Source organism: Microcoleus sp., from assembly GCF_049646505.1.
In the GTDB taxonomy this organism is placed as follows: Bacteria; Cyanobacteriota; Cyanobacteriia; order Cyanobacteriales; family Microcoleaceae; genus Microcoleus.
In genome coordinates this window covers 1-11141 of record NZ_JBARVX010000491.1, presented here as the reverse complement: position 1 = coordinate 11141, position 11141 = coordinate 1, and the positions used below count along the sequence as shown (strand labels likewise).

The 11141-nt window shown below is 47.2% G+C and carries 10 protein-coding genes; 6 read left to right on the top strand and 4 right to left on the bottom strand.

Annotation, left to right across the window (positions count from 1 at the left end; genetic code table 11):
• Nucleotides 1-144 precede the first annotated feature (144 nt).
• Both WBA89_RS23615 and WBA89_RS23610 read right to left on the bottom strand, forming a co-directional pair.
• Nucleotides 145-825 (bottom strand): peptidoglycan-binding domain-containing protein, encoded by a 681-nt coding sequence (locus WBA89_RS23615; RefSeq protein WP_424409858.1) that lies wholly within the window; start codon nucleotides 823-825, stop codon nucleotides 145-147.
• Nucleotides 826-1001: 176 nt separating this feature from the next.
• Nucleotides 1002-1130 (bottom strand): hypothetical protein, encoded by a 129-nt coding sequence (locus WBA89_RS23610; RefSeq protein WP_424409857.1) that lies wholly within the window; start codon nucleotides 1128-1130, stop codon nucleotides 1002-1004.
• 401 nt (nucleotides 1131-1531) lie between these two features.
• Between WBA89_RS23610 and upp the strand changes: the two genes are divergently transcribed.
• The 3 genes from upp to WBA89_RS23595 all read left to right on the top strand — a co-directional run bounded on the left by upp (nucleotide 1532) and on the right by WBA89_RS23595 (nucleotide 3388).
• Entirely contained in the window at nucleotides 1532-2182 is a 651-nt protein-coding gene (gene upp / locus WBA89_RS23605; protein ID WP_424409856.1) for a uracil phosphoribosyltransferase, read from the top strand.
• 249 nt (nucleotides 2183-2431) lie between these two features.
• Complete coding sequence (locus WBA89_RS23600; protein WP_424409855.1) at nucleotides 2432-2899, top strand: TMEM165/GDT1 family protein; 468 nt, start codon at nucleotides 2432-2434, stop codon at nucleotides 2897-2899.
• Nucleotides 2900-3094: 195 nt separating this feature from the next.
• Nucleotides 3095-3388, top strand: coding sequence for a TMEM165/GDT1 family protein (locus WBA89_RS23595; protein WP_424409854.1), 294 nt, complete (start codon nucleotides 3095-3097; stop codon nucleotides 3386-3388).
• 245 nt (nucleotides 3389-3633) lie between these two features.
• On the opposite strand, the gene WBA89_RS23590 is transcribed toward WBA89_RS23595, so the two are convergent.
• A complete protein-coding gene (locus tag WBA89_RS23590) occupies nucleotides 3634-4140 on the bottom strand; it encodes a hypothetical protein (protein WP_424409853.1) in 507 nt (168 codons plus the stop codon).
• Between the two features lie 359 nt (nucleotides 4141-4499).
• Here WBA89_RS23590 and WBA89_RS23585 point away from each other — a divergent pair, with 359 nt between their 5' ends.
• Together WBA89_RS23585 and WBA89_RS23580 are read left to right on the top strand one after the other, a co-directional pair.
• Complete coding sequence (locus WBA89_RS23585) at nucleotides 4500-5780, top strand: MFS transporter (RefSeq protein ID WP_424409852.1); 1281 nt, start codon at nucleotides 4500-4502, stop codon at nucleotides 5778-5780.
• Between the two features lie 199 nt (nucleotides 5781-5979).
• Nucleotides 5980-8088 carry an iron uptake porin gene (locus tag WBA89_RS23580; protein ID WP_424409850.1) on the top strand — a complete coding sequence of 703 codons (2109 nt, stop codon included), beginning with the start codon at nucleotides 5980-5982 and terminating at the stop codon, nucleotides 8086-8088.
• 281 nt (nucleotides 8089-8369) lie between these two features.
• Here WBA89_RS23580 and hisIE read toward each other — a convergent pair whose 3' ends face one another.
• Nucleotides 8370-9020 (bottom strand): bifunctional phosphoribosyl-AMP cyclohydrolase/phosphoribosyl-ATP diphosphatase HisIE, encoded by a 651-nt coding sequence (hisIE, locus tag WBA89_RS23575; RefSeq protein ID WP_424409849.1) that lies wholly within the window; start codon nucleotides 9018-9020, stop codon nucleotides 8370-8372.
• 402 nt (nucleotides 9021-9422) lie between these two features.
• On the opposite strand from hisIE, the gene hemL reads away from it, so the two are divergent.
• Nucleotides 9423-10724, top strand: a complete 1302-nt coding sequence (hemL, locus tag WBA89_RS23570; protein WP_424409848.1) for a glutamate-1-semialdehyde 2,1-aminomutase — start codon at nucleotides 9423-9425, stop codon at nucleotides 10722-10724.
• Nucleotides 10725-11141 lie beyond the last annotated feature (417 nt).

The window sequence follows — 11141 nt, the reverse complement described above, 5'->3', positions numbered from 1 at the left end:
AGAAGGCATATACAGCAAGCTTTTTAGCGTTCCATACTGTATGTTTAATTAGGTTAATGGACTTAACAAATTGTACGATCGCCCGTTAGCCCTCGAAAAGGATCGCGCAACGTGCATATCCGACAGTATTTGCTTACTTTCATTTCAGCGCAGCAGGGCTTCCCAAGTGGCGCGGCCGACAATGCCGTCTGCTGGCAGTTGATATCGTCGCTGAGCAGCCTTGACAGCAGCTTGAGTTTCCGGGCCAAACACGCCGTCAGCACTCGCGCGCAAAAATCCCTTCGCCCGCAGTCTTTCTTGCAAATCTCTGACCGCCGGGCCCCGCATTCTTCTTCTCAAAACCGGAAAATTGGCGGGCTGCACTTGGGCGTTAATCTCTGAGTAGTCGGCAGTTGCAGGAGTGTTGGCGATCGGGTTTTCGACCGTCGCCGGGGCAGTCGCAGGAAACAACCGATTCCAAGTATTTTGACCGACGATACCGTCTGGGGCGATGCCTGCTGCTTCTTGGAACTGAGACACAGCCTTAGCGGTGCTTTGCGAGAAAATCCCGTCTACACTCTCAGCGTAAAATCCCAACAATTTAAGAGCAGCTTGGAGTTCGATCACTTCCGAGCCGCGGCTGCCTTGTTTGAGCGCGGGACGGACGATCGTACCTGTTTGGGCCTGCAAGTCCCGATTGTTACCTGGTTCGGAGGTAGGCATCTGCGCCGCAGCAGCAGTAGAGGCGATCGAACCCAGTGCCAAAAAACCGCACAAACTCCCGCCGAGGAGCCAACTCCGAACTTCGCGGGATTGATTCGAGCTTGCTGTTAGGTTTGGGGACATGGGAAATTCGACCTCTGCACAACTCTTGGCGATCGTACATCAAATCTAGAAAAAATTGCCAAGTTCCCCCTGCGCTTTCCCTCAAGCCGAACTGCGGAACACCAACGATAAATATTCACGCCGGAGTGTCAATTAATAGACGAGCAATTGCATTCAACCGCTTTCAATTTGGGAAATTATCTGCTACTGGGTGTGTCGATCTGTCTAGCACGGTTGCTCGATCGCACCGAAGACTCGTGCAATTGTTCGTGCAATCTCCCTCTGGCTTCTGGCTTCCCAAAAAAAATGCGGGAACAGTCTACCATTGCCGACTGCCCCCGTCTGCCGATCCTTTGAGAGGAGAACACTAAAAATTACTATAGCCTTGTTGCTAATTAATGTCAATACTATCAAAAAAATATTTCAATAAGGTGACGGAGGTCGATCGGGGTATGGGTTCTAACCGACGGCTGGTGGCAGTAGTCCGGCAGTCCGGTGCTGTTGTTGGGGCCGCAAAGAGTGGCTCCCCCAATCCTGGAAATAAGGACAAATCGTCGGCGGGGAGGGTCGGCACGGGGGCGCGACCCCTACAAGTGAAAATTAGTGCAAGATAGAGTAGATTCTCAATCTCTGGCTTGTGTCGGCCCTCCAGGATGTGATAAGTTGCATAGAACGATCGAGCTGTGCAAAAAAATCCCTCAAACCTAGCAATTTCACCAATTTCCTAATGTCCCTGCAACTGCGCGTTTACGTTCCTCCGCATCCGTTAATCAAACACTGGCTGGCTGTCGCCCGCGACGCGGCCACCCCATCGGTACTTTTTCGTTCTGCGATGACAGAATTGGGACGCTGGCTGGCTTACGAGGCTATTCGAGAGTGGCTGCCAACAGTGGACACAACTGTGCAGACTCCTTTGGCAGAATGTCCGGCGACGTTTATCAACCCGGAAGCTCCGTTAGTTGTCGTCCCGATTTTGCGGGCGGGTTTGTCGCTGCTCGAAGGAATTCAGACGGTGGTGCCGCTGGCTGCGGTTTACCACCTCGGCATGGTAAGAAATGAGGAGACGCTGGAACCGAGCTGTTATTTGAACAAGTTGCCGGCGCAGTTTAACCCCCAAACGCGGGTAATAATTAGCGAGCCGATGCTGGCGACTGGCGGCACGATTGTGGCGGTCATGCAGGAGTTGATAGCGCGGGGAATCGATCCGAGTTTGATTCGGATTATCTCTGTGGTGGCTGCAAAGCCGGCTTTGCAGAGGCTGAGTGCAGAGTACCCTAGTTTGAATATTTACGCTGCGACGATCGACGAAATAGTCAACGAACAGGGTTTTATTGTACCTGGTTTGGGTGATGCGGGCGATCGAACTTACGGCACGTAAACCAGCCTGCGGGCAATTTGAGATGGAAAATTCAAGATTTTGGATTTAAAATTGAAGAATCGATCCTACAGGTAAATCTTGCACTTAATTGCAGCCGCTCCGTGTTTGCTGGCGGTGAGCAGTTTCTGGAATCTATTACTGAAAATCTCTCACCCAGAAAGATGACTCTGGTTTGGTAAAAGCAGGCACAGAGAAAGTTAAGATTAAAACTAGAAGTCAAAAATAAATAGCGTTTAGCACTTATTGCCCGTGAAACTTGATTCTTTACCGCCAACCTTGTCTGCTTCTGACTCAGCAACCCCCAATTCCGATTTGCCACCACAGGTACAGCTACAAATAAAAGACGCTTATAAAAGTTCTGCTGCTCTAACCCCGGAGTCGGCTGAACTTTCAGTTAATGCAAATACTGATATTTGCCAGGAAGAAAAGAAACCGAAGCCGAAGCACTGGGCAATTTTTGCCTCGACTTTTGGAACTATTTTTTTTGCTGAAATTGGAGACAAAACTCAGCTCGCGATTTTGCTGATGACGGCTGAATCTCGGAATCCTTGGATTGTGTTTGCGGGTGCGGGTTCGGCTTTGATAGCAACCAGTTTGCTGGGGGTTTTGCTGGGAAGGTGGCTGGCTAGTCGGATTGCTCCGAGAACTTTGGAGAAAGCTGCAGGGGTGATTTTGCTGGCAATTGCGGCGGTTTTGCTGTGGGAAGTGTTGGGTTAAATTACCTTGGAGATTTGAGATTACCAGTCAACCGTCATGTGCGGGTAAGTCGCAAAAAACCAGGTTTCTGGCTGCATTTAGCGGTTAAACCGAGGATTTTCGAGCCTGCTGGTAAGTCCGAAAATTCAACAGGTGTGCAGTGCGCGGCCTACAGATACTACTTAGATTTCTCAATTAACTAATAACTGAATAAATATGGATTGGCAACTTTTAGGAATAACTTTTATTACGGTGTTTTTGTCAGAATTGGGTGACAAAAGTCAATTAGCTGCGATCGCCCTCGGCAGCAGTTCTAGCTCGCCTAGGGCTGTATTTTTCGGCACTGCGTCGGCGCTGTTGCTGGCGAGTTCGATCGGCGTTTTAGTTGGCCAAGGTACGGCTGAGGTTTTGCCGGAACAATTGGTAAAGACGATCGCGGCGATCGGATTTGCGGTAATGGGCTTGCGCCTGCTGTGGCCGAAATCTGATTTGCCGGAAGCTTCCGAGTAGGATTGACTGAAATATATAGCCTTTTTCAGAAAGATGAGGTACTGTGCGGCATTGGGCATTGGGCATTGGGCATTGGGCATCGGGCATCGGGCATTGGGCATTGGGCATTGGGCTATCCTCATCACGCTTGAGAATCGCTATATATCAAGATGGTTAAAATTTCCAAAAATTAACGGCGGGTGTGAATTCACGCCCGCCGCTAATTTTTGAGTCTTTCTCAACTCAATTTCGGAAAATTGTCTCGCTTAAACTTGGTTTTGGTAGCACCAGCCCACGAGGGTAGCGCCGAGGGTCAACTTCACAGCTTCCAAGACAAAATATCCTTGGTGCAGTAAATTCATCCCGGCGGGCACTTCTGCTGCTGAATCGAACAGATTTAGCTGCATTCCCAAGGCGCTCATTTGAGGTGTGAGGCTGTAGGTGTCAATCAGGGCGATCGCCAGAAGTACCAATGATAATATGATTGCTGTGCGGCTGCGCTTGCCGAAGTCACCGAATAAATTGCTCAAAACCATCAAACCCGTTGCCACCAGGCCCGAACAGATTAACTCAACGCGGTTGAATCCCCAGAACATCAAATTTCCGGCTGTTGCAAACTCCGGAGATGTCACCATGCCCGATACAAACAGGCTGGGCATAATTACTAAGTCCATAATCAGGCTAGCGCTGAGCCAGAAAATTAGGGCTACCATGACAATTGCTTGCCAGCGCGGTTTGATTGATTCCACTCTTGATGTTGTAATAGCTGTCATATCATTTCAAGCCTCTAAAATTTTCTTCTGTCTTTTTTAGAGTTTAACTAACTTTTCCCGGAAATCGTGTTAAGTATTTTTAAATTAATGGTAACTTTTTTAACTGAAGTTAGAAGAATTGTTAAGCTGGCGGGCGATGGTTCGATCGCGCGATCGAACAGTTGTAATTTTAGGCGCAACCGCAGCGGGTTGTTCTATAGATAATTAGGCTAAAAGCTGACGCACGCTACTAATTTTGTCGGTTGTAGGGTGGTGTGTCAGCGGCGGATTGTTCGATCGATATATTGACCGCTAAAAGCTGAGACACCCTACCAATTTACCACTAATTGCTAACTCGATCGACCTACAATCTGCTGTATATGCCTAAATTTCAACTATCATCTTGGCTTCCCCGTCTCCCCGCTCAAGTTTGGATTCTCGCCGCAGGTAGATTCCTCTCCCAAAGCGGCACGGGTTTTACTTTATTTTACGCGCCGATCTTTTTTGTCGATCGCGTCGGTTTATCTGCAACTGCTGTTGGTATTGGTTTGGGTATCGGTTCAATTGCGGGAATATTCGGCCGCGTTTTGGGCGGTTCTTTTTGCGATTCTAAATTTTGGGGAAGGCGGCGAACTTTATTGCTGGCGACAATGATTTCGGCTGTCGCTTCTTTTGTACTGGCAGCAACTAATAATTTCGGCGGCTTAGTTGCAGGAAATGTACTGATGGGTTTTGGCGTGGGTTTGTATTGGCCTCCAACGGAGACAATGGTGGCGGATTTAACGGAGGGCGATCGGCGACAGGAGGCTTTTGCTTTGACGCGGCTTGCTGATAATTTGGGTTTGCAAGTTGGGATTATTTTTGGCGGTGTTTTGATTGCGGTGACGGGGAATTATCGATCGCTCTTTATTATCGACGGTATCTCGTTTATAGTGCTGTTTGCGGTGGTGGCGATCGCCATTTCAGAAACCTACAAACCTTCAACTGCAACGGATGCAAGCCCAAAAAATCTCAAAAATGGCTGGATGGTGGCGCTGGCCGATCGCACTTTGCTAGTATATGCCTCGGTAAATATTTTGTTCACTCTCTACATTTCCCAAATTCAAACCACGATGCCGCTGTATTTTAGCAAGTTTGTGCAGGTGGGGACATCGGGAGGAGGCTTTTCTACAGGTACAATTACCGTTTTGTTTGCTTTTAGTACATTTTTAACGGTAGCTTTGCAACTGCCGGTTGTGAAAGCTTTGAGGCGGTTTTCCCATCCGAAAGCTTTGATGATTTCGGCGCTGCTGTGGGGAATGGGATTTATCGCGATCGGCTTGACGGGAATGGCAGCAACTGGCAATCTATTTTTAGCTGTTTTAGGCTTGAGCTTTTTGTCGGTGGCGACAGTTGCTTATACGCCTTTTGCTTCGGCTTTGGTGGTGGATTTAGCGCCGGAGTCTTTGCGGGGCGTGTATTTGGCGCTTAATTCTCAGTGTTGGGCGATCGGCTATTTAATCGGGCCGCCCCTGGGCGGTTTCGCCTTGGATCTGGGTAAATGGGGGGCGGATTATTTTTGGTTGGGTTTGGCTGTTAGCGTGATAGTGGCGATCGCGATTTTGCAAAAGCTCGATCCAATGTTGAAAGAAAAAATTATTGCAAAAAAACAACTTTTGTGATAAGGCAACTACTCGCACAAATCGCCAACAAAGCCGATCGATCTCAAACTGCGATCGTCGGAATTCCTCACATACATTACATACCTTATTAAATATATAAAAAATCTAAAATTCATGAATTTAAAACTTGTTGTTTTCGCTACCGAATAGGTTTACAATTTTTACAAGCAATTTTACAATTTATTTGTGAGGAGTCGCAGTGAAAGCACATTTACTACTTAGTGCTGGCGGAGTAGGTTTACTGTACCTACTTATCGGTTCTTTACCACTGGCAGCCATGCCTCCCGCCGCCCAAAAAGAAACATTAAGCACCACTCAAGACATAAAAGAGTCAGAGGCTAAAGTTAGCCTGAATACAACTGTTGAAAATCAAGTCAAAACCCCAGAAACATCCGAATTAAAACAAATCGATCTGTCGCAAGTTGACAGTACCGTCTCAACAGCCGATCGACTCGCAAATCTCCCCCAAGACACAACCAACCTCAATCTGCCCGAAACCACAGCATCAACCCCAGAAAACCCACCAGAAAACTCATTAAACTTAGCCCCAGCCGAAATCACCGAAAAAACATCGGCGATTCTCGCCCCAAACCCGCAGCCACCAGCCGAAATCACCGAAACCACATCGGCGATTCCCGCCCAAAGCCCTGCACCAGTTATTGCCCAAACAGAAACTTCTACTGCCGAAAAATTAGCTGAAATCGAAAACAGCACTTCCTTAGAGCCCGCACCAACCAACAGTCAAACTCCCGAATCTACCGAACTCGAACAAGTAACATCTGTCTCGCAACTCTCCGACGTGCGCCCGACAGACTGGGCATTTCAAGCCCTGCAATCTCTCGTAGAAAGATACGGCTGCATAGCGGGATATCCAGACGGCACATTCCGAGGCAATCGGGCAATGACTCGCTACGAATTTGCCGCCGGATTAAACGCTTGCTTGGATAAGGTAACAGAGTTGATTAGAGGCGGTACGGGAAATTTAGCAACCAAAGAAGATTTAACTTCTATCCAAAGATTGCAAGAAGAATTTGCAGCAGAATTGGCAACTTTGCGCGGTAGAGTCGATGCTTTAGAATCCCGCACCGCCGAATTAGAAGCAAATCAATTTTCGACAACAACTAAACTCAGCGGCGAAGCCATTTTTAGCGTTGCCGACACTACCAAAAACAATAACAGCGATACTCAGACAGTCTTCAATTACCGAGTGCGGCTGAATCTGCTGACCAGTTTCACCGGCAAAGATACGCTGATTACAGGCTTGCAAACTTACAACATTCGCAGCTTCGGCCCTGATTTGGGTTTGTCAACTGGGGCATTTAGCGGTTTGTCTGACAGTCAGGCAAGGCTGAGTTTTGAGCCGCAATTTCCAGGAATTAATCCTCAGAATTTATCTAGCATTAGCGCCAACACTGTTGAACTTTACAAACTGCTTTACGTCTTTCCAGTTTCTAGCAGCATCACTTTATTTGCCGGCCCAAAAGCAGAAACTTCAGACGCTTTTCAAGCAATCACTCCCTTTGCTGGAGAAGGGCAAGAATCTATTTCTAGATTTGGAGGTTACAACCCTGTAGTGCGCGTATCGGGTGGCACTTCTGGCAGCGGTTTGGCATCGGCTGGCGGGTTTATTTGGAACATTTCTAAAAAGCTGAATCTCACGGCTTTGTACGGCAGTGTAAATGCTGCTTTGCCTAACGATTTAGGCTTTCCAGCTACTCCGTTGGGGGCTGGTTTATTTGAGGGCAGTACAATTGCTGCGGCGCAGTTAACGATTAAACCAACTAGCAGTATTGACATTGGTTTAAATTACGCTTACAGCCGCCACCAATTGAATATTCTGGCTACAGGATTATCTGATGCGGATTTGGGTTCTATTTTGGGAAGAGATAGAGAACCTGTTAACGGCGGGGTGAGGATGAATTCGTTTGGCGGTACTGCAACCTGGCGGCTTTCTCCGAAGTTGGCTGTTTCTACCTATGGAGCTTGGATAATTGCTGATGCTGAAAGAAGCAATGCTTCTACAACTTTCAACAGTTGGATGGTTGGTTTACATTTCCGAGATATGTTCAAATCAGGAAATAATGCAGGTATTTTGTTTGGACAGCCTTTGGATCGCGATTCGGTAAGCGGCGGTGCTCGTTTTCAGGCCAACAAAGCAACTCCTTACCATTTGGAGGCTTATTATCGTTTCAGGGTTAACGATAATATCAGCATTACACCGGGGGCTTTTGTGTTGTTCAATCCTGAAGGTACTAAGGATAATGACACTGTAGGGGTGGGCGTTCTTCGCACTACTTTTACTTTCTAAGGATCGAAAACTTAATAACTTAAACACATCTTACAGTCTTCTATCTTGTAAGTTGTCAGAAAGAAGGAGGCAGAGCCTCCGGATCTGCATTACCAGGCAGAGCCTGGTAACGAGCAAATTTTGGGACGATGCTCAAAGCCCATCCCACAAGAAAACAAAAATTGTGGGATGGGCTTGAGCATCGTCCTAACTATTTTTGCAAGAAGTCTTTTGTAGTAAGGACTTCAGTTTTTTCTCATAAGTTTAGGCAACTTAAGGATTAAAGTCCTTACTACAAACGATTATTTTCTGCGATCGCCCAATTTGCGATAAACTTCTCTCAAATCAACTTGATGGTGAGCCAAAGCAACCAAAGCGTGATAAAATAAATCCGCCACTTCGCCGGCAATCCCGTCTTTGTCGTCATCTTTGCAAGCCATCACAACTTCCGCCGACTCTTCGCCAATTTTCTTGAGAATCTTGTTGTCGCCTCCTTCAAACAACTTGCAAGTGTAAGATGTTTCGTTAGGATTGTCCCGCCGATCGCAAATTACGGCAAATAATTGAGATAACATATCTCCAGGCGGCGGTACAATTTCCCCGTCAACTTGGTGAAAACAACTTCTTTCTCCCGTGTGACAAGCAATATCTCCGACTTGTTCCACTGTCACTAGCAAAGCATCGCTATCGCAGTCGTAACGCAGCCCTTTGACATTTTGAAAGTGTCCCGAAGTCGCGCCTTTGGGCCACAACTCGGCGCGAGAACGACTCCAAAACCAAGTTTGTCCGGTTTCGATGGTTTTTTGCAGCGACTCGCGATTCATCCACGCCATCATCAATACAGTGCCGTCTAAGTAATCTTGGACGATCGCGGGCACTAAACCGCGATCGTCGTAACGAATCTTTTCAATTGGGATCGATCGCATCAAACCAGACAAATCCTTAGCAGACATAATTTTATTTCAACTTTTTAATATAGATTTACGCTTTTTTTTCAGACAATTTTTTTAATTAAACGCTCTTGACGTTTTGAACACACAGGAAAAAAAGAAAACAAGAGATAGGTAATCTTTAAACCAGAAGCGAGTAACTGAAGGCACGGGTTTTTCCCGATCGACACCTGTGGCAACATACCAAATTAGGGGCAAATTGTCAACAGCTAATTTACAAAAAATTACAATCGAGCGCGATCGGTGCCGGCAGTAAAAAGCCTGAAAAACCCAAGCAAGTATTGCTACTGATTGGTTTGTATCCTAAAATCTATTAACATAGTTTCCTTGAATCGACCTAACCATTATCCTGAAGTCGCTATAAAAGTATCCTACCAACAACAGACCTTCACTAAGGAGAAAACATTGGTTTCCACAACACACTTGAAAACCACCAAATCAGAAGAAATCTTTGCCGCCGCCCAGAAGTTGATGCCCGGTGGTGTCAGTTCCCCCGTGCGCGCCTTCAAATCCGTAGGCGGAGGGCCGATCGTCTTTGACAGGGTAAAAGGAGCCTACATTTGGGATGTTGACAGCAACCAATACATTGACTACGTAGGTACTTGGGGCCCGGCAATCTGCGGCCACGCCCACCCAGAAGTCATCAAAGCCCTTCACGAATCTCTAGAAAAAGGCACCAGTTTTGGAGCACCCTCGCTGCTGGAAAACGTGCTCGCCGAAATGGTAATCGAGGCCGTTCCCAGCATAGAAATGGTGCGATTTGTCAATTCCGGCACCGAAGCCTGCATGGCCGTTTTGCGGCTGATGCGAGCCTTCACCGGACGCGATAAATTGATTAAATTTGAAGGCTGCTATCACGGGCACGCCGATATGTTTTTGGTAAAAGCAGGTTCCGGTGTGGCAACTCTCGGGCTTCCCGACTCGCCTGGGGTGCCAAAATCCGCTACCGCCAACACCCTCAACGCTCCCTACAACGACTTGGAAGCAGTTAAGGCTTTATTTGCCGAAAATCCCGGCGAAATCGCAGGCGTAATTCTCGAACCAGTTGTAGGAAATGCCGGATTTATTGTACCAGATGCGGGTTTTCTCGAAGGTTTGCGGGAAATTACCAAAGATAACGGTGCTTTGTTAGTTTTTGACGAGGTAATGACTGGTTTCCGCATCGCCTACGGCGGAGCTCAGGAAAAATTCGGTGTCACCCCGGATTTGACGACTTTGGGTAAAGTTATCGGCGGCGGTTTGCCGGTGGGAGCTTACGGCGGACGGCGCGATATTATGGGGATGGTAGCTCCAGCGGGCCCGGTGTATCAAGCTGGTACGCTTTCGGGAAATCCTTTGGCGATGACTGCTGGGATTAAAACTTTGGAATTGCTGCAAAAACCCGGCACTTACGAACAGTTGGATAGGATTACTAAAAAACTGTCCGACGGATTGCTGAAAATTGCTAAGGAAACCGGACACGCGGCTTGCGGCGGGCAAATTAGCGGGATGTTTGGCTTGTTTTTTGCGGCGGGCCCGGTGCACAATTACGATGATGCGAAAAAGTCTGATGTAGCAAAGTTTGGCCGTTTTCACCGGGGAATGTTGGAGCACGGTATTTATCTTGCTCCTTCGCAATATGAGGCTGGGTTCACTTCTTTGGCTCATACTGATGAGGATGTCGATCGTACTTTGGCGGCCGCGCGCGAAGTGATGGCGAGTATTTAAGGTTCGATGGTTGCGAATGCAAGTCCTTAAAACTCAGGGATAAACGATTAAAGTCCTTGCTGCAAAAAACTGCAAGGACTTTAATTTTTTATGTTGACTGCTGACTGTTGACTGTTGAGTGTTGACTGTTGGCTGTTGGCTGCTGACTGTTGACTGTTAAGAAGGGCGGGCACTCTTGGCACCGCCCCTACTGACTGCTGACTGTTGACTGTTGGCTGTTGACTGTTAGCTGTTAGCTGTTAGCTGTTAGTTGTTAGTTGTTAGTTGTTAGTTGTTAGTTGTTATTAGGAATTGAGAATTGGAAATTGGGAATTCGTAGCAAGTAACCAATAACCAATAACCAATAACCAATAACCAATAACCAATAACCAATAACCAATAACCAATAACCAATAACCAATAACCAATAACCAATAA